This window comes from Rhizobium redzepovicii (genome assembly GCF_019793435.1).
GTDB classification, from domain to species: domain Bacteria; phylum Pseudomonadota; class Alphaproteobacteria; order Rhizobiales; family Rhizobiaceae; genus Rhizobium; species Rhizobium redzepovicii.
Map to the genome: position 1 here is coordinate 1 of NZ_JAILYH010000038.1, position 19886 is coordinate 19886.

The 19886-nt window shown below is 59.5% G+C and carries 20 protein-coding genes and 4 pseudogenes; 6 read left to right on the forward strand and 18 right to left on the reverse strand.

What is annotated here, in order from left to right:
- Nucleotides 1-197 precede the first annotated feature (197 nt).
- Nucleotides 198-573 (forward strand): annotated as a pseudogene (locus K6N12_RS32895) (nodulation protein NodZ); the annotation flags it as partial.
- Between the two features lie 140 nt (nucleotides 574-713).
- Here the strand turns inward: K6N12_RS32895 and K6N12_RS32900 are convergent.
- Nucleotides 714-1658 (reverse strand): annotated as a pseudogene (locus tag K6N12_RS32900) (IS630 family transposase).
- A 118-nt stretch (nucleotides 1659-1776) separates the two neighbouring features.
- Here K6N12_RS32900 and K6N12_RS32905 point away from each other — a divergent pair.
- Complete coding sequence (locus K6N12_RS32905; RefSeq protein ID WP_018247218.1) at nucleotides 1777-2094, forward strand: hypothetical protein; 318 nt, start codon at nucleotides 1777-1779, stop codon at nucleotides 2092-2094.
- A 214-nt stretch (nucleotides 2095-2308) separates the two neighbouring features.
- A complete protein-coding gene (locus tag K6N12_RS32910; RefSeq protein ID WP_004674430.1) occupies nucleotides 2309-2512 on the forward strand; it encodes a hypothetical protein in 204 nt (67 codons plus the stop codon).
- A 274-nt stretch (nucleotides 2513-2786) separates the two neighbouring features.
- Here the strand turns inward: K6N12_RS32910 and K6N12_RS32915 are convergent, their stop codons facing one another.
- The 10 genes from K6N12_RS32915 to ccoN all read right to left on the reverse strand — a co-directional run bounded on the left by K6N12_RS32915 (nucleotide 2787) and on the right by ccoN (nucleotide 11730).
- Complete coding sequence (locus K6N12_RS32915; protein ID WP_004674428.1) at nucleotides 2787-3452, reverse strand: Crp/Fnr family transcriptional regulator; 666 nt, start codon at nucleotides 3450-3452, stop codon at nucleotides 2787-2789.
- 31 nt (nucleotides 3453-3483) lie between these two features.
- Complete coding sequence (gene ccoS, locus K6N12_RS32920; protein WP_004674425.1) at nucleotides 3484-3642, reverse strand: cbb3-type cytochrome oxidase assembly protein CcoS; 159 nt, start codon at nucleotides 3640-3642, stop codon at nucleotides 3484-3486.
- Nucleotides 3639-5921: a cation-translocating P-type ATPase gene (locus K6N12_RS32925; RefSeq protein WP_004674422.1), complete on the reverse strand. Its 2283-nt coding sequence runs from the start codon at nucleotides 5919-5921 to the stop codon at nucleotides 3639-3641. Before K6N12_RS32925 ends, ccoS begins: the two co-directional genes overlap by 4 nt.
- Nucleotides 5918-6403: a FixH family protein gene (locus K6N12_RS32930; protein ID WP_004674419.1), complete on the reverse strand. Its 486-nt coding sequence runs from the start codon at nucleotides 6401-6403 to the stop codon at nucleotides 5918-5920. Before K6N12_RS32930 ends, K6N12_RS32925 begins: the two co-directional genes overlap by 4 nt.
- Nucleotides 6400-7974, reverse strand: coding sequence for a cytochrome c oxidase accessory protein CcoG (gene ccoG, locus K6N12_RS32935; protein ID WP_004674417.1), 1575 nt, complete (start codon nucleotides 7972-7974; stop codon nucleotides 6400-6402). The genes K6N12_RS32930 and ccoG overlap by 4 nt, the downstream gene beginning before the upstream one ends.
- A 167-nt stretch (nucleotides 7975-8141) precedes the next feature.
- Complete coding sequence (locus tag K6N12_RS32940; protein ID WP_004674416.1) at nucleotides 8142-8327, reverse strand: hypothetical protein; 186 nt, start codon at nucleotides 8325-8327, stop codon at nucleotides 8142-8144.
- An 11-nt stretch (nucleotides 8328-8338) separates the two neighbouring features.
- Nucleotides 8339-9202 carry a cytochrome-c oxidase, cbb3-type subunit III gene (ccoP, locus tag K6N12_RS32945; RefSeq protein WP_004674413.1) on the reverse strand — a complete coding sequence of 288 codons (864 nt, stop codon included), beginning with the start codon at nucleotides 9200-9202 and terminating at the stop codon, nucleotides 8339-8341.
- Nucleotide 9203: 1 nt separating this feature from the next.
- Nucleotides 9204-9356: a cbb3-type cytochrome c oxidase subunit 3 gene (locus tag K6N12_RS32950; protein ID WP_004674411.1), complete on the reverse strand. Its 153-nt coding sequence runs from the start codon at nucleotides 9354-9356 to the stop codon at nucleotides 9204-9206.
- An 8-nt stretch (nucleotides 9357-9364) separates the two neighbouring features.
- Complete coding sequence (gene ccoO, locus K6N12_RS32955) at nucleotides 9365-10099, reverse strand: cytochrome-c oxidase, cbb3-type subunit II (protein WP_004674404.1); 735 nt, start codon at nucleotides 10097-10099, stop codon at nucleotides 9365-9367.
- 8 nt (nucleotides 10100-10107) lie between these two features.
- Entirely contained in the window at nucleotides 10108-11730 is a 1623-nt protein-coding gene (gene ccoN, locus K6N12_RS32960; RefSeq protein WP_004674403.1) for a cytochrome-c oxidase, cbb3-type subunit I, read from the reverse strand.
- A 241-nt stretch (nucleotides 11731-11971) separates the two neighbouring features.
- On the opposite strand from ccoN, the pseudogene K6N12_RS32965 reads away from it, so the two are divergent.
- Nucleotides 11972-12689 (forward strand): annotated as a pseudogene (locus K6N12_RS32965) (cyclic nucleotide-binding domain-containing protein); the annotation flags it as partial.
- Between the two features lie 306 nt (nucleotides 12690-12995).
- The gene (locus K6N12_RS32970) at nucleotides 12996-13439 is read left to right on the forward strand and encodes a pseudoazurin (protein WP_004674399.1); all 444 of its coding nucleotides are present in this window, start codon (nucleotides 12996-12998) and stop codon (nucleotides 13437-13439) included.
- A gap of 965 nt (nucleotides 13440-14404) precedes the next feature.
- Here the strand turns inward: K6N12_RS32970 and hemN are convergent.
- Nucleotides 14405-15757, reverse strand: coding sequence for an oxygen-independent coproporphyrinogen III oxidase (gene hemN / locus K6N12_RS32975; RefSeq protein ID WP_004674397.1), 1353 nt, complete (start codon nucleotides 15755-15757; stop codon nucleotides 14405-14407).
- Nucleotides 15758-16235: 478 nt separating this feature from the next.
- On the opposite strand from hemN, the gene K6N12_RS32980 reads away from it, so the two are divergent.
- The gene (locus K6N12_RS32980) at nucleotides 16236-16466 is read left to right on the forward strand and encodes an NAD(P) transhydrogenase subunit alpha (RefSeq protein ID WP_225880318.1); all 231 of its coding nucleotides are present in this window, start codon (nucleotides 16236-16238) and stop codon (nucleotides 16464-16466) included.
- 13 nt (nucleotides 16467-16479) lie between these two features.
- Here the strand turns inward: K6N12_RS32980 and K6N12_RS32985 are convergent, their stop codons facing one another.
- The 6 genes and pseudogenes from K6N12_RS32985 to K6N12_RS33010 all read right to left on the reverse strand — a co-directional run.
- Nucleotides 16480-16935, reverse strand: coding sequence for a phasin (locus tag K6N12_RS32985; RefSeq protein ID WP_012489581.1), 456 nt, complete (start codon nucleotides 16933-16935; stop codon nucleotides 16480-16482).
- Nucleotides 16936-17809: 874 nt separating this feature from the next.
- Nucleotides 17810-18127: a ferredoxin III, nif-specific gene (fdxB, locus tag K6N12_RS32990; RefSeq protein WP_004677870.1), complete on the reverse strand. Its 318-nt coding sequence runs from the start codon at nucleotides 18125-18127 to the stop codon at nucleotides 17810-17812.
- Nucleotides 18124-18327: a CCE_0567 family metalloprotein gene (locus tag K6N12_RS32995; RefSeq protein WP_009991124.1), complete on the reverse strand. Its 204-nt coding sequence runs from the start codon at nucleotides 18325-18327 to the stop codon at nucleotides 18124-18126. Before K6N12_RS32995 ends, fdxB begins: the two co-directional genes overlap by 4 nt.
- 24 nt (nucleotides 18328-18351) lie before the next feature.
- Nucleotides 18352-18840: a NifX-associated nitrogen fixation protein gene (locus tag K6N12_RS33000; protein ID WP_004679071.1), complete on the reverse strand. Its 489-nt coding sequence runs from the start codon at nucleotides 18838-18840 to the stop codon at nucleotides 18352-18354.
- A 33-nt stretch (nucleotides 18841-18873) separates the two neighbouring features.
- Nucleotides 18874-19176 (reverse strand): annotated as a pseudogene (locus K6N12_RS33005) (nitrogenase component 1); the annotation flags it as partial.
- 58 nt (nucleotides 19177-19234) lie between these two features.
- Nucleotides 19235-19886, reverse strand: a 652-nt coding sequence (locus K6N12_RS33010; protein ID WP_281424333.1) for a nitrogenase component 1, incomplete at its 5' end; no start/stop codon positions are given.

Consider the following 19886-nt stretch of genomic DNA (forward strand, 5'->3'; position numbering starts at 1 on the left):
AACCGACACGCCTTCATCACCTTGCTTCAGAATGAACGCCTTCTGAGCGTCCGAAAACTGCGACGCTTTCATCGTCTTCTGGTCCCTTTCCCAGCCAGGAAAATGCACCGGAAAACTCTAACCAAAATTGGTCCAGTTTGAAGGGTTCAGATCAATGGGCCGGACTCTAATCCATTCTGGAGGAAATTCTCAGTGGCAGGTCAGTGTGCACTGCCATCGAAAAGGCCAAAGCGATACCGCATCGACGCCCTGTGATGGTTTTCTTGTGTACGGACAGCGCGCAGGTACGGGACCATTTACTCGGTGTATTTCCCGATCAATCACTATCCCGAAATGCTTTCAGGCGGCCCAGGCCGGCCATTACACAGTGCATCGCTCGGAGTGGACGGCGGTATCTCTGCTCTTACAGAGATGTACCTTCTCGCCCGATGCGATACGGTAATTCGCTTTCCGCCGGCCAGCGCCTTCACGCGCTATGCCCGTCTCTTCGTGCCACGTGTTATTGAGTTTGACTTGAAAGATCCGACTCGCTTGATCTTGACTGATGAATCGTCCGAGCATGAGCCGGCTTGATGAACCGGCACTCCGCTGAACAAATTCTCGGCGCCCTCGCAGGATTGAGGAGAGGTGTTCACTGGATCGCGATGTGGGCGCAGCACGCGACGAGACAAGGCGGGGGCGCATCCTCTCCTAGCGTCTAGAGCAAATCCTGTTCAATCCGGATCATATCCAGCAGCCTTGAAGCAATTGGCGCATTCTGCGGGGGTGAAGCGGGGTATCAGGGCGCCAACTGCATCCCAGAGGGCGTCAATCTTTCGCTCTGCCCGACCTCGCAGCATCGCCTTCAGTTTGGAGAAGGCGTTCTCGATCGGATTGAAGTCTGGGCTGTAAGGGGGCAGGAACATGAGCGTGGCGCCGACACGTTCGATGGCGTCGCGTACACCCGCTGTCTTGTGAGCCGGTAGGTTGTCCATGACCACCACGTCGCCGATCTCCAGGGTAGGCCCCAATACCTGTTCGACGTAAGCCAGGAAGACAATTACCGTTCATGGCGCCATCGTAGACAAACGGCGCGGTCATCCCAGTGAGGCGCAACGCTCCGGTAAAGGTCGTTGTTTTCCAATGGCCATGTGGCACGCCAGCTCGGCAACGCTCACCTCGAAGTGCACGTCCGCGTAGCCGTGCCATCTTGGTCGAAAGGCCGGTTTCGTCGATGAAGATCAGCTTTTCTGGATCGAGATCCAGTTGGCCGTCGAACCAGACACGCCGGCGCTTTAGGACATCCGGCCGGTCCTGCTCCAGTGCGTGGGCGGTCTTTTTTCAAAGGTCCATCCGCGGCCTCGAAGCCAAGCGCCAAGTGCGCTGCGGCTGATCTTCACCTGCCGCTCGACGGACAAGCGCTCAACCATCTCATCGAGCGTCACATCCCTACGCTCGTTGATCAACGCGACAACGAATTCCTCGTGTGCATCCACTGCCGAAGGTCGTCTCCAGCCCTGTGGCCGAGCAGTTAACTCACCCTCTTTCGCTCTTGCAATCCAGCGGATCGCCGTCGAAATCCCAACTCCGAAACGAGCCGCAGCCTGTCGAGCCGACATGCCGGCCGCAGACGCTTTCAAAACCCGTATTCGAAGATCATCGCTCAGTGCTTGTCCCATCATCCACCTCTTCTCTGTGGATGTTTGAATCAGCATCGATGGACGCCGTCACATCACAATCGATTCATCGATCGCAGGACTTGCTCTAGCGCGTCCAAAGGCTTGCTGGATCATTGTTGTGAAGGGTAGCTATTGGGCGCCTTCGGTGAGTGGAAACGGCACCGCGCGCTCGACCCGCATCATTGGCATAGCAAGCTCGCACGTCGGCGATTCCGATGGGACGAGGACGTTCGCGCGCCACAGCCTCGTCGGCGCCTTAGCCGACGCCCTGCCTGATGCGAGGGCGTTCGTCGGGCTTGGTCGACAGATTGCCATCAAGCTGATGTTCGTGCTCTATGCGGTCGTGGGCGTGGCCGGAGCCGTTCTTTATTCCCGCATCCCGACACGTCTGGCAAACCGCTCGACCACAGAAGCCGCCGCCGCGCTAGGTCCTTAGCGCGCATCGTCCTTGCAACTCGCAACTCCCTCAGCCTCGACGCATTCGCAGGCGTGATAACGCCGGCTGCGAAAGACAGAAGATGCACTGTTGTAGTCTCCGGCTCCCGCCGCTGCTTGCATGACGGCTTGCGCCAGTCGTTGACAAAACTCAATTGGCCAGCCACCATTCCCGTTGCCCGGCCATTTGTAATGAGTAAGTCTGAGGTGGTGCCATGCCTCGCATGATCAGGTTCATGCTCACGCGTTTGGCGACGGGGTTCGCAATTGGATCCGCCGTGGGCTTCTTCGTTTGGCAAAATGGATTTGCCGCGGCAGGCACGGTTGAGAGTTATCTCGCGCAGGGCCTGTTCATCTACCTCTTCGCAAGCACCATCAGCATGGGTTATCTCGCGACGGCCCTGCTCCTCGAAGAATAACGCCGGACGCTCTCCGTCGCATGTTGGTGCTCGTTGCGCCCGTTCGTCTGCACTTCCCTATTAAGCCCGCCAGTCCGACGGTATCCGCATGTGTCGTCAGCGCCACCGTTGATGCGGACAAGGCCTGAAGCAAGCGATGAAAACAGTCGAGATGACAAGAACAATCCCGATGAGCATGACGTCCTGGTACATTTTGCGCCTGGCCATAACGGAGCAAGCGATCGCCACATTGACGGCGGTCGAATTCCGGCGCGGTTATCGCCCTACCCCGAGGTCAGCACGCCTTCCGCAGCAGGTCGACGCTGTCGACCACGACGACCCTGCCTCTGACTTCGACCCCTGCAGGACCGAGGGCAGCGAAAGCCCGCGAAAGGGCTTCGGGCGCAACCCCCAGTTTGCCGGCCAGAATTCTCTTCCGGTAAGGCAGGCGAAAGGTGGCCTGCGATGCTGAGGCCGGGCAGCGGCTGACGAGGTAATTCGCAACACGCTGTGCAGCCGTGTGCAGCCGGTCTCCCGCTATGCAATCCATGGCACCGAGCAGATGCCGGGCCATGATGCGCATCACGTTGCGACGCATGACGGGGTCCCGGTCGGCAAGCGCCCGCAACTCCACAAGGTCGAACAACGCGACCTCTGCGCCGTCGGCGGACCATGCGCTGTAGGTGTAGGAGCCGCCTCCCGACAGGAGATATTCGCCGAACGTCTCGCCCGGTTCGCAGATGCAGATATCTGCCTGGCGCCCCGCGGATTCCGACTTCGAAAGTCGCACGAAGCCGCGCATCACGCAATAGACGAACGACGCCTGCTGGCCCTCGGCGATAATCCGCTCGTCCGGTGCGAAGATCTGGAACTGAGCCGTGTCGGCCAGTTCTTCTATCCTTGCTTTGTCCAGGCCGTGAAACAGGTCAGATCGCAAAAGTATGGGATGTCTCGATAGCATCGATCTTCCTTTCGTTTCGGCCGTGAGCGGTTCAAGGTCTTTTGCAATCGGTTTCGTCCTCGACGAGGATTCGCCAAGCTGCTCCTTCAAGGTCGTCGTACTGGCGGCTCGTCAGCGACCAGAGGAACGCCAGGAGACCCATTCCCCCCATCAGCAGTGCGATCGGCATCAGATAGATCAGCATGTTCATGTGGTTTCAACTTCCGCACGTCCGCCGGCAAGCGGCTCGCTCCGTAGGCCGGGGCGCCTGCCGAAGGCATTTAATCGCAGCGCATTCGTCACGACGATGATCGACGAAGTCGACATGGCCACCGCCGCTATCAGCGGCGTTGCCAGGCCGGCGATTGCGATCGGTACCGCAAGCACGTTGTAACCGATGGCGAGAGCAAAGTTCTGTCGAATGAGGCTGGCGGATCTTCGCGCAACGGCGATTGCCTCAGGAACGGCATCGAGACGATCGTTGAAGAAGATAAGGTCGGCAGCTTGCCTGCCGACGTCGGATGCGGTTGCGGGCGCCATCGAGACCTGCGCGGCGGCCAGCGCCGGTGCGTCGTTGATCCCGTCGCCGACCATGAGCACACGATAGCCCTCGGCGCCCAGCCTCTGGAGTTCCTCGACCTTCTGTTTCGGCGCCAGGTCGCCCAGAGCTTTGCCGATACCGAGAGCCCGCGCTGTGTTGTCGACGACGGCCTGCCTGTCGCCGGATACTATCAGCGTTTCGATACCGGCTGCAGCGAGCTGGCGGAAAGCCTCGGCGGCGCCCGGACGAAGCGTGTCGTCAAACAGGAAACGGGCGAGATCGACGCCGTTTTTCGACAGGACCACCTCCGAAAACGGAGTATCGCCCGCGGGCGTGAGCCCGGTTCCGCAGGCAAAGGCCCGGTTGCCGAGCCGATAGAAGTCCGCTCCTTTCCAGGCTTCCAGCCCCCCGCCGGCGATTTCCGTGACCCTGTCGAAGGCGAAGGGGTAAGAGATGTCTATGTCCCGCACCAGACCCTGGGAAAGCGGATGCCGTGAATGCGCCGCCATTGCGCAAACGATGGCGCTATTGCCCGCGATCGCGTCGCTTCGGACGAGGCGGGGCCGGCCCATCGTCAGGGTGCCGGTCTTGTCGAAGGCCACCATGTCCGCGTCGGCCAGTCTTTCGAGCGCCGAACCGTCCTTCACCACGATGCCCCTGCGGAAAAGTTCGCCGGCGGCGACCACCTGGACCACCGGTACAGCAAGGCCCAATGCGCAGGGGCATGTGATGATCAGCACCGCGACCGCGACCAGCATGGCCTGTTTCCAATCGCCCCCAAGCAAGCCCCAGGCGAGAAAGGAAGCCAGCGCCAACAGGTGCACGGCGGGAGAATAAAGTGCTGCGGCGCGATCGGCGACCCGGCGATAACGAGCCCTGCCGCCCTCGGCCGCTTCCATCAGGCCGATGATCTCGGAAAGAAGCGAATCCCTTGCCACTTTGGTCGCCCGCAGGACGAGCGAACCGGTCAGGTTCATCGCACCCGAATTCAGCGCGCTGCCTGCGGCGACGGCGACCGTGCTGCTTTCACCGGTGACGATGGAGAGGTCAACATCGCTCTCGCCGCTGACGATCATGCCATCGACGGGAATGCGTCGGCCGGCGGCAATCGCGATGTTATCCCCGACGGCGATCTCTTCGACCGGGATGTAGTGCCGCGACCCGTCCGGCATCATCAGCTGCGCCCCGCGCGGCGCCAGTCTGGCAAGCCCGTTGATCGCGGCGCGGGCTTTTTCCCGCATTACATGATCGAGGGTTCTGCCGATCAGCAGGAAGAACAGCAGAGACACCGACGCGTCGAACCAGGCATGTTCGCCATGGTGCATGGTTTCCCATAGGGAGACCGCATAGGACAGCGTCACTGCAAGCGAGATCGGAACATCCATGTTGGTGCGCCTACGCTTGAGCCCGCTCCAGGCCGATTTGAAGAAGAAGCGTCCACCATAAATCAGCGCCGGCGCCGCGATCATCGCCGAGATCCAGTGAAACATGTCGCGCGTGGCCGCATCGGCGCCCGACCATACCGACACCGAGAGCATCATGATGTTGGCGGCCGCAAAGCCGGAAACTCCAATCGCCAGCAGTAGCTGGTTCCGGATCCTGTCGGTTTCGGGTGCTGTCGACGTGATGAGATGGGCGCGGTATCCGGCCAAGGTGATCGCGGCGAGGATTTCGGAGGGATCGGTCGCCTTCGCCTCGATCTCTTCCTGATAGACGCAGGTGACACGCCGGGCGGTGAGATTGACCCGGGCTTTCCTGACGAACGCAAGCGCCGACAGCGCTTTTTCGAGGGTCAATATGCAGCCGCCACAGTGGACGTCGGGTACGCTGAGGTCGATCTGGCGTAACCCTGCCCCGAGCGGGTGGCTTGCAAGGCATACCTCCTCGGCGCTGGCGGATGTCGCGCTGAGGCCGAGAACGCTTTCCGCATCCATCGAGCAGCAGGTCATTGGCGGAACTCCGCGGTGTCGAAGCGTTTGGCCTCATGCATGACGACCGCCCCGTTCATTCTCGATATGGCCTCGACGATCCAGTCGCCGGCGACAACCTGGTGATCGGCTTCGAACCGCCCTTCGCCCGTCTTCCGGAGCGTCACGCGGAAATCCTCATGATCGCCGACGGGCCGTTTGAAGTTCAGCGTGACATCATCGATGATCGCAGGCGTGCCGGCCTTGTCGTGGATGTCGTAACGGATTTGGATGCCCTTAACGACGAGCGCGCCCTCGACGCCGGAGGCGGCCATTGCCTTCATCGCTGCCGCCCTGGTGTTGAATTCCTGGCTGGCCACATAGGTGTTTTCCACGACGATGCCACTCCAGCTGGACGCAGCATAGAAGGCCATGGTGGCGTTTACGGCGATCACTACGGCGAAGAATGCCGAGGTGGCAAGCAGCACGTGCAAGCCGGTAAAGCCCTGAGTAGAAGTCTTCATTTCACGTCTCCCGGCGCGTTGAACGCGGCGCGATAGCTCGCCCGGTCGGCTTGACCTGCGTCTTGACCTATATCTTCGATGACGAAGAGGAATTCGTTGATCTCTGCCCCGTCTGGGGCGCGCGTGACGAAGACCTTGAGCGTCGTGGCCGCGTCGGGTTCGACGTGAGCGGTGAAGCTGCGGGCATCCTGCCTGCCGAACTCGGGAATGCGCATTGTGCCCCCCTCCAGCCCGACGAGGGTGATGGTCACGTCCCGCGGCTTCGGCACCATGTTGAGGACATGCAGCGTGTAGCCGTTTCGGATGGAGCCGTCGCTTTCCAGAACATATTGAGGGTTCCGGTCGTGGATAACGTTGAGCCTGAGCCGATCGCGTAAGGCGAGATGGACGACCATGGCGACGCCGATCGATGCCCAGACGACACCGTAGAAGACAATTCTTCGGCGGAAGATGATGCGCCAGTCGAAATTCCGGACAGCTGGCATGAAGCTTCCGTCGTCGTTTCGGACATTGGAGGGCTGGATGGCTGTCCGTCCTCCGTCAGTAGCAAGCGACATGTTGCTCGAATATTCCTTGAGCGTCGCATAGGCGATCAGGCCGTGTGGCTTCCCGAGCTTGTCCATGACGCCGCCACAGGCGTCGATGCAGAGGGCGCATGTGATGCATTCCATCTGCTGGCCGTCGCGGATGTCGATCCCCATCGGGCAGACGGCGACGCAGGCATTGCAGTCCACGCAATCGCCCACCGGCAGACCCTGAGCCTTCTTGCCATGGCGCGACCGCTGCTCGCCCCGCCAGTCGTTGTAGGTGACAACAAGCGAATTCTCATCCAGCATCGCGCCCTGAATGCGCGGCCACGGACACATATAGGTGCATGTCTGTTCGCGCATGAGGCCGCCAAGCACATAGGTCGTCGCGGTCAGGGTGGCGATCGTGGCATACGCAGCGGCAGGAGCGCTGCCGTCAAACAGTGAAGCCGCCAGGCTCGGCGCGTCGGCAAAATAGAAGATCCATGCTCCGCCCGTGGCGACGGCGATCAGCAACCAGATCGCGTGCTTGATCACCCGCTTCCTGAGCTTGTCGAAAGTGAAGGGGTCGGCATCGAGCTTCATCCGAGCGTTTCGGTCGCCTTCGACGGCGCGTTCGACGACGATAAAGAGATCGACCCAGACGGTCTGCGGACAGGCATAGCCACACCAGGCGCGGCCGACAGCGGCGGTGAGGAGAAAGAGGCCGAAGCCCGCCATGACGAGCAGGCCCGCCACATAGTAGAATTCCTGCGGCCAGATCTCGATGAAGAAAAAGAAGAAGCGCCGCGAGGCGAGGTCGACGAGGATTGCCTGATTGGGCGCATAGGGACCGCGGTCCCAGCGAATCCACGGCGCGAGGTAATATGTGCCAAGCGTGAGCAGCATCAAGACCCATTTGAACCGGCGAAAGGGCCCTTCGGCTCGTTTCGGAAAGATCTTCTTGCGCGGCGCATAGAGAGACTGGCGGTTGCGCCGGGCGTTGACGGGTTCGACGCGAACGTGGTCAATGTCATTTAGATTAGGGCGGGTATAGAGATTCATAGGACCTGTCCGATTTTCACCACTCTTTTCCCAGCCGTGGCGGATCCGTTCCTTGATGCAGATCAAGAACGACCGTGCAGAAGCGAAAAGGCCACGCCCCAGAGTAAGGGCGTGGCCGGAGGACAGCGGCGGAGAAACCGCTGGGACGTCCTCCACAGGAGCTGAAACTATCGGCTCGTCTGCTTGTGGTCTTTGAGGCAGATCAAACTCACCATCGAATTGCCGATTTTTGCCGGGTCGTCCTGCTCCGAAGACGCAGGCATCTGTTGGGCGCGGGCTGAGACACGCGATCGGATAACAGCACGCGGCGCGCCGTAGAGAGGGAGGATCGGATTGCGGTCGTGGGCTGTCATGTCTTTTCTCCTTACGTGCCGCCGCCGAGCGCATGAACGAAAATAGTAAGCTCGTTTACCGTTGTGTCCCCCAGGCGCGCTGCCCAGGCAGGCATTACGCCATGTTTGGGAGAGGCAACCTGACGAAGGATGGCGTCTTCACCCCGCGACTTCAGCCAGATTGCGTCGGCGAGATCCGGCGCACCCATTTCCACCTTTCCTTTGGCGTCCTCGCCGTGACATGGGGCGCAATTGTCGAAGAAAACCTGTTTTCCGGCCGCCGCCAGACCGACATCCGAGGGCGTATTGGTCAGCCCCCAGACAAAGGCGGCGACCTGCTTCATCTGGATGGGCTCCAGAACACCGGCAAAGGGCGGCATTTCGGAGGAATGGCTATCCGTATCGCCGTCGAAGCGGATGCCATGAGAGATCGTGGCCTGGATGGCATTCAGATCCCCGCCCCACAGCCAGTCGTCGTCGTTGAGATTCGGAAACCCCGGACCGCCGCTCGCTCCCGATCCATGGCAGGGCGCGCAGTTCACCTTGAAAGCGGATGCGCCGCCAGCGATCGCGAATTTACGAAGAGCAGGATCCGCGTCGATCTCCTCCACTGTCTTGGCAGCGATCAGGTCATGGAACTCCGTCTGCGATGACTTAGCGAGATTGAGGTCCTGCTGCAGCTCGGCGCGCGTTGAATAACCGAGATAGCCGTTAGTGGCGGAAGTGATCATCGGGATGGCCGGGTAAGCGATGGCGTAGCCGATCGCCCAGAGGATCGTCACGTAGAAGGTCCAGATCCACCAGCGCGGCATGGGATTGTTGAGCTCTTGGATGCCGTCCCATTCATGACCCGTCGTTTCGACGCCGCTCAGTTCATCGATATGCTTTTGCGACATCTCAATCGTCCTTCAAGGGAATATCGGCGGCATCTTTGGCCGTCTGCTTGCTACCTGGGCGAAGGGTGAGCATGACCGCGCCGACGAAGAATGCGGCCATTGCCAGGAGGCCCCAGCTGTCGGAGAAGTGTCTCATTGCAGTGTAAGTTTCCATGGATCACCTCACCGGTAGCCGGTCGCGTCGTCATAGGTCGAGAAATTAACCAGCGTTCCGAGCATCTGCAGGTAGGACACCAGCGCGTCCATCTCGGTCAGCCGGGTTGGATCGCCGTCGAGATCGCCGACATTCGCATTTGGGTAGCGCTTGAGTAGAGCCGCCGTGTCCGCGTTCGGATCGGCCTGGGCTCTCATGTCGGCCTCGGCATTCGCCAGCATGTCGTCGCTGTAAGGCACGCCCACGTCCTCATTGGCCTTGAGGTCCTCTCCGATACTCCTGACCGTCACCTCCTTCTCTTCGAGGAAGGCGTAGCTCGGCATGATTGATTCCGGCACCACGGCCCGCGGATTTGCGAGATGCTGGACGTGCCATTCGTTCGAGTAACGCCCCCCGACGCGGGCCAGATCGGGCCCTGTCCGCTTGGATCCCCATTGGAACGGGTGGTCGTACATCGATTCCGCGGCGAGCGAATAATGGCCGTAACGTTCGACCTCATCACGGAACGGCCGGATCATCTGGCTGTGGCAGAGATAGCAGCCTTCACGGATGTAGATGTTCCGTCCGGCGAGCTCTAGCGGCGTGTAGGGCCGCATGCCTTCCACTTTTTCGATCGTGTTCTGCAGGTAGAACAGCGGTGCGATTTCAACGATGCCGCCAATGCTGACGACCAGCAGCGAGCCGACCAGAAGAAGCGTCGCGTTCTTCTCGAGGGTCTTATGTTTATCAAGTAACGATGCCATGTCTCACCTCACTCGGCAGGCTGTGCCTGGGGCACCAAACTGGTCGGGATTGGCGCTTCGTCGCGCAGGTGGCCGCGGATCGTCATGAACACGTTCCAGGCCATGACGAGGCCACCCGCTAGGTAGAGTGCTCCGCCGACGGCACGCAGCACGTAATAGGGGATCATCGCCGCGACCGTTTCAGCGAAGGAATAGACGAGGAAGCCCTGGGAATTGTATTCTCGCCACATCAGCCCCTGCTGGATGCCCGCGACCCAGAGCACCGCGGCGTAGATCACGATCCCGAGCGTCGCGAGCCAGAAGTGCCAGTTGACCATCCGCAGGCTGTAGAGGCGCTCGCGCCCCCACAGTTTCGGCGTCAGGTAGTATATCGCCCCGAAGGTGATCATACCCACCCAGCCAAGTGCTCCGGAATGCACGTGACCGATCGTCCATTCGGTATAGTGGCTGAGCGAATTGACAGCCTTTATCGACATCATCGGGCCTTCGAAGGTCGACATCCCATAAAATGCGATGGCGACGATCATCATCCGGATGATCGGGTCGGTGCGAATTTTGTCCCAGGCGCCCGAAAGGGTCATCAAACCGTTGATCATGCCGCCCCAGGAGGGCATCCAGAGCATGACGGAGAAGACCATTCCGAGCGTCTGCGCCCAGTCAGGCAGCGCCGTGTAATGCAGATGATGCGGGCCGGCCCAGATATACATGAAGATCAGGGCCCAGAAGTGGATGATCGACAGCCGGTAGGAATAAACCGGCCGGTTGGCCTGCTTCGGCACAAAATAGTACATCATCCCCAGGAAGCCGGCGGTGAGGAAGAAGCCGACGGCGTTGTGGCCGTACCACCATTGGGTGAGTGCATCCTGGACGCCGGAGAAGAGAGAATAGCTCTTGGAGCCGAGGAACGACGCCGGAACAGCGAGGTTGTTGACCACATGCAGCATCGCAATGGTGACTATGAAGCTGAGATAGAACCAGTTTGCCACGTAGATATGCGGCTCTTTGCGCTTCAGGATCGTTCCGAGATAGACGGCCAGATAGGCGACCCAGACGATGGTAAGCCACAGGTCGACGTACCATTCGGGCTCGGCATATTCGCGCGACTGATTGATGCCGATCACGTAGCCGGTCGCAGCCATCACGATGAACAGCTGGTAGCCCCAGAAGACGAACCAGGCGAGTGTTCCTCCGAAGAGACGCGCGCGACAGGTGCGTTGCACCACATAGAAGGATGTCATGATCAGCGCGTTGCCGCCGAAGGCGAAGATCACCGCCGATGTGTGAACCGGCCGCAATCTTCCGAAATTCCAATAGGGCGCGATGTTGAGGTCGGGAAAGGCGAGCTGCAGCGCGATGATCACGCCGACGAGGAAGCCGACGACGCCCCAGAACACCGTAGCGATCAGGCCGTAGCGGATTACCTCGTCGCAATAGCCCGTAAGCTCTGTTTTGCGCTGTTGGCCCGTCGGCGAAAACTCTGCGTTTCTGACAAGCAGCAGCGTTCCCGCAACCAGGCAGAGGCAAAGTATACCCATATGGACTGCAAACAGATGATCGTGCGCGAATGCGGCCGCGAGCAGCGCCAGAAACGCTGCGACCGCGATCACCATCGTTTCTGTCGTGTAATTCATGATGTCGTCTCCAGTGCGCAGACGACCGCCTCGCGGCCGGCTTTCTCGGATTTCGAGGCAGGACTGTCACGAAGACGGGAACGGCTCCTTGATCTACATCAACAAGCGGACTGGAAGCGGTGGACGAACCGACGTTGTTACACTCTGTTGCAAACTTCCCCCTTTGGCACCGCCCGCTTACTCCCGTGTGACGCAGCTGCTTTCTACCGCACCCACTGCCACAAGGGGCGATGAAGATGCTGTGCAGAACAACCACGCGTTCGACAATGGCGCGAAGGGGCGCGAAGCCATACATGCCGGCCAATCCCTCTCTTCGCTGTTCGTAGGCTCGGCGGCCGAGGCCGTCGCAGCCGGTAAGGCGATTTGGTGGGAGGGTGATAAGCAACCATCTTGTCCAGGTGGAAGAAGGTGTCGTGCGCCTGCTTCGTATCATCGGCGAAAGATCGTCGGGTGATAATCGCTCTTCAATTCGCCGGCGATCTCAACGGCGCGTCGCTGCAAAACGATTTCCTATTTACGGCTGAGGCCGTCACGAAATGCAAGATCCGCCGGATATCGCACATGAGTTTCCACGGGGAAGTCGCTCGGTCTAATGCGCTCGCTCGACCTAGCTCTCGTTGCTCTGGCAGGAGGCGGCCGCTTCGCATGAACAGATGGTGCTGTTGCCGAAGAAGAACGCCGAGGAGCGCCCCTGCAGCTTCATCGTGAAGCTTGCATTCCGGCGCAACCCGCGTCCGCCAAGGTCCGTTGCGCGTTTCCATGAATCGTCAAGACATTGCGGATCATCTCGGCCTGACCATTGAGACCCTGGCCCACACCGTTACGAAACTTGCGTCGCGCAACATCGTTATTCCCGAGGGCAGGCACGACCTGCGGAACGTCAATCTTGCCCGCTGGTACGGTTATCGGGCGACACTGATGATTTTTCCGAGGATTTCTGTCAGAGGGTAAACCTCAACACACGCGACAAGCCGCGGGATCGACATTCATGCCCTCCGCGAACTTCTCGACGCGATATGAGCTCAGTCACGGCAATCCTAAGCTGTTCAGCAGCGCCGACGTTCGCCGAGCGTGCTTGTCCTTCGGTGATTCCTACATCGCTTGCAGGCTGCCATGTCCCTCGCAAGGGCGCTGGGCAAGCAGGCAAAAATTGGGACCTTCTGCCTTTTTTCCCCGAATTTGACGGGCGTCAAAGAGCCCAATTCCGGCATCTGCTAAGACACATTCATGAGGCTGATTGGGTCTCGCAGAAAAGGAGCTTGCAAATGCGGTTAAAATTCGGTCTGATCGCTGCAGCGGCAGCCTTGATTGTTTCGGCAGCGCCGTTGATGGCGGCCGACCACCAGGTTCGGATGCTCAACAAAGGCACGGAAGGCGCGATGGTGTTCGAGCCTGGCTTCCTGAAGATCGCCCCCGGCGACACCGTCACCTTCATCCCCACCGACAAGGGCCACAACGTCGAAACCTTCAAAGGCCTCATTCCGGATGGCGTTGCCGACTTCAAGTCAAAGCCGAATGAGCTATATCGCGCGAAATTCGATGTTCCAGGCGTCTATGTCCTGAAATGCACCCCACATTCCGGCATGGGCATGGTTGCCCTGATCCAGGTGGGTGACAGTCCGCCCAATCTCGAAGCGATCAAGACTGCAAAGGTGCCGAACATGGTGCGCAAGCGGCTCGATGCCGACCTCACAAACATCACCCAGTGAGACACAGCAGGTGCGGATGACCGCGCAGCCCATGACGATGGCTTTCGTGGCAGCTGTTTGCCTCGCCAGGAGCAGCTGATGCTCAGTGAGCATCGAGCAGAGCCAGGCGCTGTCAGGCAAGACGTCCAAGGCAGTGGTCGGACACGGTTGTCGGCAAAGCCGATGCCGAAACCTGGTGGGACCGTCGAGAAAGTGAATGTGGCCTGTGAAAAGAGCTATGATCTGCACGGCAGACCTGTGAAGGAACGCGTGGGCAAGATCACTAGCCCGGCGGCAATCTCGCTGACGACGAATATAACGAGGTCGTTTTTTTGCGCGGCAGTCGCGAAGGAGATGCCAGCCAAAACCCGGGGTCTCGTTCTGGTTACCCAAGAATTGCACGGAAGGCGCCGTCGAACGTTTGATCGAAATCCCCGCGGCAGGCAAGTCCTACAACTAGGAGACCCCTGCCTCGTCCTTCGACGTGCTCGAACAACCGCGTTCGTGAGAGGGCGAGAGCCGTCGATCATGTGGCGCTCGGTAGCTCACCTCGCGAAAAGGCTCCTTCAGGCGCCTGCGCGGCCGCCATAATCGCGATGGGCACAACTCTGCGGACCGGCGCTTGCCCACGCCACCTTAAAGGTTCGACGTCAGTCGCCAACGATACCCTGGGCCGGGGCCTGCCGAGATCGAGCTGTATTTGAATGAGCCGAAAAGCTCGACGATAACGACCTCGACGTCCAGGCGGTGATACGGGCGCCCATCTACTTGTGACAGGGCGGCCCGATGACCGTATTTGTGAGTGCGCCCGCCCTGCTTCACACGAACTTGCGACGTCGATCCTCCTCGACGTGCCGTTGTCGACGGGACTCCTGGGAAGATAACTGCAGGGTCCTCGATCGAGAAACGGGAACTCGATGTCTTCTCGCGCGGCCTTTGATGCGTTTCGTGTCGCCGGAACCGATGCACACTTCCGGCGACAAGTACTAGGCTGCCTTGCTGTGCGTGTGCCCGTGCGAGCTAAAATAGGCGTCGAATGCCGCCGCGACTGCACGGACCATGAAGCGCGCCTCCTCGCATACGACAATCCGCTCACCGCTGATCGTCACGACGCCGTCGGCCATGAGCTCGCCGAGACGGTCGTTGCGCTCGACAAGGAAGCCGGTGTCGAAACCCGATCCGCTGCTCAACTGGCCGAGATCGGCTTCGAAATCGCACATCAGCCTCTCGATGACCCTCGCCCGAAGCTTGTCCTCCTCGCTGAGAAGATATCCCTTGGCGGTCGGCAGCACCCCGAAGGCAATTCGCTCGGCATAGAGGCCGAGAGGCACGTGGTTCTGCATATAGCCGGCCGGCAGCCGCCCGATCGCAGATGCGCCGAGGCCGATCAGGCTATCGCAATCATCCGTGGTATAGCCCTGGAAGTTTCTCCTCAGCGTTCTGTTGCGCGCGGCGAGCGCCAACTGATCGTTCGGCAGTGCAAAATGATCGAGCCCAATGCGCAGATATCCGGCCTTCTGGAGCTCCTCGGCGATCACTTCCGCCTGCTCGTTCCGCTGTTTTGCGTCCGGCAGCGATGCTTCGTCGATCAGGCGCTGATGTTTCTTAAAAGCGGGTATGTGAGCGTAACCGAAAACGGCGAAACGTTCGGGACGCAGTTCTGCAGCCAGCCGGACCGTCTCGATGCAAGATTGGACAGTCTGTTTCGGAAGGCCATAAATTAGGTCGAAGTTGATGCTGCTGACGCCTGCTGAGCGCAACCCGGCGACCGCCCTTTCCGTCTGCTCAAAGGATTGCAGCCGCTTGATACCGGCCTGCACGATCGGATCGTAGCTCTGGACGCCGAGGCTTGCGCGGTCGACGCCGTTTTCGGCGAGCGCATCGATCATGGGGGCGACCAATGTGCGAGGGTCGATCTCGACTGCGACGCCGGCTTTCGCTTCAAACGTGAAGGCACTCCTGAGCTTTGCCATTAGAGCCGAAAATTCCTGCGGCTTCATGACCGACGGCGTGCCGCCGCCGAAATGCACGTACTTGACGGGCACGTCGTTTCCGGCCGCAAAAGAGACGAGCTCGATCTCTTCCTTCATCACGTCGAGATAGTCGGCGACCGGAGCGTCTTGCCGGGTGATGGTCGTGTGGCAGCCGCAGTACCAGCATATCGAACGGCAGAACGGGACGTGGAGATAAACCGAAACCGGGCCAGCCGCGGCGATATGGGCGAGATTGCCGGCATATTCATCCGGCCCCACGGCTGCAGAAAAAGCCGCCGCCGTCGGGTAACTCGTATAACGCGGAATCCGCGCATCGCCGTATTTGGCGATCAGATCATCAGACATTTTCGCATCCCTTTTCAAAACAGGATGCTTTATGACCTCCGGCCGCGCCGGCTTCCTTGTCCCAAATCAATGATGACGTCTCAGGCCAGAATCAGCCGGATCTTTGTCCGCTGTGAAAGTCAGCACTTTCGAACCCGCCTAACATCTCGTTCTGACATGGGTCGAGCCGCGGTCCCGGCTGTTCGAAGAGACGTGCCACAAGGAAATGAGCAAGAATGACTGATACGCAAAACGGGTGAAACAAATTGGTGTCCGCGTGCTGTCGCCGGTCGAGCCATCCCACGGTTTCGGCTCGCTCCATGCGCTGGCCCCCGGCGATAGTTTGTTGATCGCCAGTGGAACTGGTGCCGGCCTAACGGCGGGAATCTCGAGCGAAGCCTACCGAAACGCGGAAGTCGTGGTCGTTTTCCAATTCCACAGGCCCTCGCCGCGGCCGCCGACGTGATCGTCAAGGTGCGCCTCGATCAATGAGGTCGCCCTGCTGTCGCCTGAAAAGACGCTAATCGCTTTCTTCTATCCCGCAGCCAACAATGAGTTGCTCAAGCGGGCTCTGCATTCGGGCGCGAATATAAGCGCCATAGACATGGTCCCGCGCATCAGCCGTGCACAGAAGATGAATGGGAAAGATCGGGGTTACCGGGCGGTCATCGAAGCGAGTGCGAACTTCAGGTGTTTCTTCACCGGGCAGATCACCGCGCGGTATTTCTAGGGTCTCCTCAGTTTTACGTCGCCTTGAGGTCCGTCAGCACCTTGTCAAAAGCATCCTTGACCGGCTTTGAGATTTCCTCCACCGCCCTGCTTGAGAGCACCCGGACTTCCTTGGCGTGCTGCAAACTTGTCTCAACGCGCTTGCGGAAAAAGGTCGACTGCTGTTCGAGGATCTGCGACGGCGAATTCGCGCCCAGCAAAGCTTGCAAATGTGAGAAGCTGGCCTCGGCGTCGGCCTGCAGTGCAGCGATCGTCTTCCACCACAATTCGTTGCCGAATAGACTTGTCGTTTCGAGGATCGGAGGCAGCATTTTCTGTGTCGCTTCAGCGCCGGACGCAAGTTTCAAAAGAGCCTCTGTCACCTTCTTGTTCCCCTTTTCAACAGATGCGCCGAACTGATCTGGCACCTTGAGCGACGATGACCCCGGGTTTTCGATCGTTTCAAAGGATCTTTCGGAAATCTTGGTCATTGCATTTTCCTTCTCTTTGAGTTGGTTGCAAGCTGTGACATCGGGATTGACCCTTCCGCCGGCGGATGCATGGCCGCTTGGTAGAACGCGGATCCGATGACGAACGGTCAGGTGGCCTCCGTTCCGTTCGTTTCATGAACCGGCATCATGCAGACTGCTTTCTGCCGCTTGTAACCAGGGATCAGCAAACACCATGCCAACTGCTCCGACGCGCCAAGAAGATGATTTTCTTTTATCAATGGGCGGGTTGAGGGCAGGTTGATGTGTATTTGACGGAGAGACCGGCGAACAAAACGTTCCAATCACGACAAACCTGACAAAAGTGGCGGATGCCCGACATTTGCGAGAAATGTCGACGGTTGCGCTGGGGACAAGGGAATTAGCATGTAATTCAACCGCGCTCAGGATCGTCCTGTGTCGGATCGTATTGAGCCTGCGGGGTGGAAAGTGGCGTTGCGGTCCTCGCCGCAAGTGCCTCCGTCAGCTGCGCACTGGTGCTTACCTTGACGGTCAGCTTGCGCGAGACATTGCGTGCAATTGCAGTGCCTTCTTTGCACCGGCCGCCATTGATTAGAACCGCCGCATCCGCGGATCAGGCATGGGACACGAACGGCACGATCTGTGGCGATCCAATCGCGGGGCATCTGCCTTGGCAACCGGATAAGTTCATCGCCGAGGGCGACGAGACAGCGATCGCCACTTCGCGCTTTTAAAAAAGTCCTATTGAAAGAAGCGACGAACTAGCCACCATCGCAGCGCTAACTTTGTGGATGGAATGCCACACGAAGTAACTACGTTCGTTCGTTTGCGCAGACGACGAGCAGCAGGAGACAACAAACGATCTGAAGGTAACAGCGTTGACTTGTTCGCGAGATCACGCAGTAACCTTGTCTGCCGCGACATGGGTCTGACAGTTCTTCGGGCAGACGCGCGCGCAGGCGCCGCAACCAATGCAGCGGCCGGCCTCATCGACAACCATGATCATACGATTGAGCTCGCCATCGAAGTCTTCCTCCTCGTCGTCGCAGATGCCGAGGATTTCACCCGCTTCACCGACGCCATAGAGGTGCATGACTTCGCGAGAGCAGGCTTTGAAGCATCGGCCACAGCCGATGCAGGTTGTAGCATCGATGCAGGTCAGGTACTCCGGCACCCAGCTGGAGCCGTCGCGCGTGACGAAAGGGCCAGTCATCGTGAATTCTCCAATGCAGCGAGCTCTTCCTTCGCAGCGTTCAACTCGGCGAAGGCGTCGAACGTCTCTCCTGCAATGGTCTTGATTCTAGCCCAATTAATCGGAAGGTCCTCGGCAAGATCGTGCAACTCCATCTTCGCAGCGGCGGCGCGGGACTGCAGCTTGCGGACCTTCTTCAGCTGCTCCACAATGTCTGACATGATCTCTTTCCTCGAAAATTGATTTCATGATGCCCGCGCCACGTCGGGATAGGTTTCGATAACTTCAATAGCGTCATCGACCATTTTCGTGCCGGTCTCGGCGAGCTTGCCTAGCGTCTCAAAGCCGAACCGGTGGACATCGCGCAGGGTCTTCGACAGAACGACCAACCGTCCAGTCGTGAAAAGCAAGCGGCCGAAGCCCTCATGGCCGATCGTCATGATCGGCGATGCCAACAGGCCTGTGCACTCTTCGATCACAAGCCCCACGCAACTGTAAAAATTCTGTAGCCTCCACAGCACATCAGGATCCGGATCGCCTATGATCGGGATCTTACGGCGCTGCTCCTTGGTGAGGATGAAGTCGGCCAGCAGGTCAGCGTCCGATTTGCCTTCCCACGCCCCATGGGCATCCTGAGCGCGGATGAGCCTTATCAGGCATCTGAGAAAAGGGGTGGCGAGATCCCCATCTTCGTTGACAGCAGGGCCATTCGTACTTCCTGTCAATGTACCCATTTCTTAGTCCTCCTCATCGAAAGGCTTCTTTTCAATGGCGCCTGCTTCGGTCAGCGCCGTGAAGCTCGTGCGCCAGAGCGTTGGACCTGAGGAAGCCGATCCGCGATTGTCCCAGGAATTGCCCTCACAGCCGAGAGGCCCATGGATCAGGTGCGCGACGTCGGTGATCGGCTGCAGCACGATCTTGGCGCCATCGAAAGCGCATCCGCCGGCTGCCGCCCCGGGGATCAGCGGCTTCGAACAGCCGTTTTTGCGCGCCTTGGAATCCTTGCTGCGGTTCTTCTCGCAGGCAGGCTCGTCAAAGACATCCTGGACTTTAGCATTGAGCAAGGGCATTGCGGTCTCCAAGTTCAGATGAAGGCGGCCGGCCTCACAAGGCCGACCGCCGCCGCTCCTAGCGGGTCAGGTCGTAAGAATAGTCCGTCACACCCGGCTCGCTCGTCTCGCGATCGAGCTTGTCGAAGATCTTGTCGAGGATCGTCGTCAGGACGCGCAGGCCGCCTTGGTAGCCCATGAGCGGGAAACGGTGGTGATGGTGCCGGTCGAATATCGGAAAGGTCAGCCGGATCAATGGGGTGCCGGTGTCGCGCTCGAGATACTTGCCATAGGAATTGCCGATCATAAGATCAACCGGCTCGGTAAAGAGCAGCGAGCGCAACGCCCACAGGTCCTTGCCCGCCCAGACCTGGGCATCCTTGCCGAAGGGCGAGGATGCGAGCAACGCCTTCATCTCGGCTTCCCAGGCCGACGTGCCGTTGGTAGCAAGGCAGTGGGTCGGCTCACCGCCGGTTTCCAAGACGAACCGGGCAACGGCGTAGACGAAGTCAGGATCGCCGTAGATCGCGTATTTCTTCCCGTGCAGCCAGGCTTGGCTATCTGCCATAGCGTCGACGAGACGGCCGCGTTCCAGGCCGATTGCCGGAGGAATTTCCTTGCCGGTAATCTCCGAGACCTTCATCAGGAATTCGTCGGTCGCCTGAACACCCAGCGGATAATGGAACGAAGCCGTAACCTGACCGACCTCCTTGCAATATTCCAGCGTTTTG

What these genes read in the sequence shown, in the direction of transcription:
- ccoO (WP_004674404.1), bottom strand. Translation starts at nt 10,099, where the DNA reads ATGGCATCGTTACTTGATAAACATAAGACCCTCGAGAAGAACGCGACG.
- K6N12_RS32910 (WP_004674430.1), top strand. Translation starts at nt 2,309, where the DNA reads ATGCCTCGCATGATCAGGTTCATGCTCACGCGTTTGGCGACGGGGTTC.
- K6N12_RS33000 (WP_004679071.1), bottom strand. Translation starts at nt 18,840, where the DNA reads ATGGGTACATTGACAGGAAGTACGAATGGCCCTGCTGTCAACGAAGAT.
- K6N12_RS32995 (WP_009991124.1), bottom strand. Translation starts at nt 18,327, where the DNA reads ATGTCAGACATTGTGGAGCAGCTGAAGAAGGTCCGCAAGCTGCAGTCC.
- ccoS (WP_004674425.1), bottom strand. Translation starts at nt 3,642, where the DNA reads ATGAACATGCTGATCTATCTGATGCCGATCGCACTGCTGATGGGGGGA.
- K6N12_RS32915 (WP_004674428.1), bottom strand. Translation starts at nt 3,452, where the DNA reads ATGCTATCGAGACATCCCATACTTTTGCGATCTGACCTGTTTCACGGC.
- fdxB (WP_004677870.1), bottom strand. Translation starts at nt 18,127, where the DNA reads ATGACTGGCCCTTTCGTCACGCGCGACGGCTCCAGCTGGGTGCCGGAG.
- hemN (WP_004674397.1), bottom strand. Translation starts at nt 15,757, where the DNA reads ATGTCTGATGATCTGATCGCCAAATACGGCGATGCGCGGATTCCGCGT.
- K6N12_RS32950 (WP_004674411.1), bottom strand. Translation starts at nt 9,356, where the DNA reads ATGGAAACTTACACTGCAATGAGACACTTCTCCGACAGCTGGGGCCTC.
- K6N12_RS32925 (WP_004674422.1), bottom strand. Translation starts at nt 5,921, where the DNA reads ATGACCTGCTGCTCGATGGATGCGGAAAGCGTTCTCGGCCTCAGCGCG.
- ccoP (WP_004674413.1), bottom strand. Translation starts at nt 9,202, where the DNA reads ATGTCGCAAAAGCATATCGATGAACTGAGCGGCGTCGAAACGACGGGT.
- ccoG (WP_004674417.1), bottom strand. Translation starts at nt 7,974, where the DNA reads ATGAATCTCTATACCCGCCCTAATCTAAATGACATTGACCACGTTCGC.
- K6N12_RS32985 (WP_012489581.1), bottom strand. Translation starts at nt 16,935, where the DNA reads ATGACCAAGATTTCCGAAAGATCCTTTGAAACGATCGAAAACCCGGGG.
- ccoN (WP_004674403.1), bottom strand. Translation starts at nt 11,730, where the DNA reads ATGAATTACACGACAGAAACGATGGTGATCGCGGTCGCAGCGTTTCTG.
- K6N12_RS32970 (WP_004674399.1), top strand. Translation starts at nt 12,996, where the DNA reads ATGCGGTTAAAATTCGGTCTGATCGCTGCAGCGGCAGCCTTGATTGTT.
- K6N12_RS32930 (WP_004674419.1), bottom strand. Translation starts at nt 6,403, where the DNA reads ATGAAGACTTCTACTCAGGGCTTTACCGGCTTGCACGTGCTGCTTGCC.
- K6N12_RS32940 (WP_004674416.1), bottom strand. Translation starts at nt 8,327, where the DNA reads ATGACAGCCCACGACCGCAATCCGATCCTCCCTCTCTACGGCGCGCCG.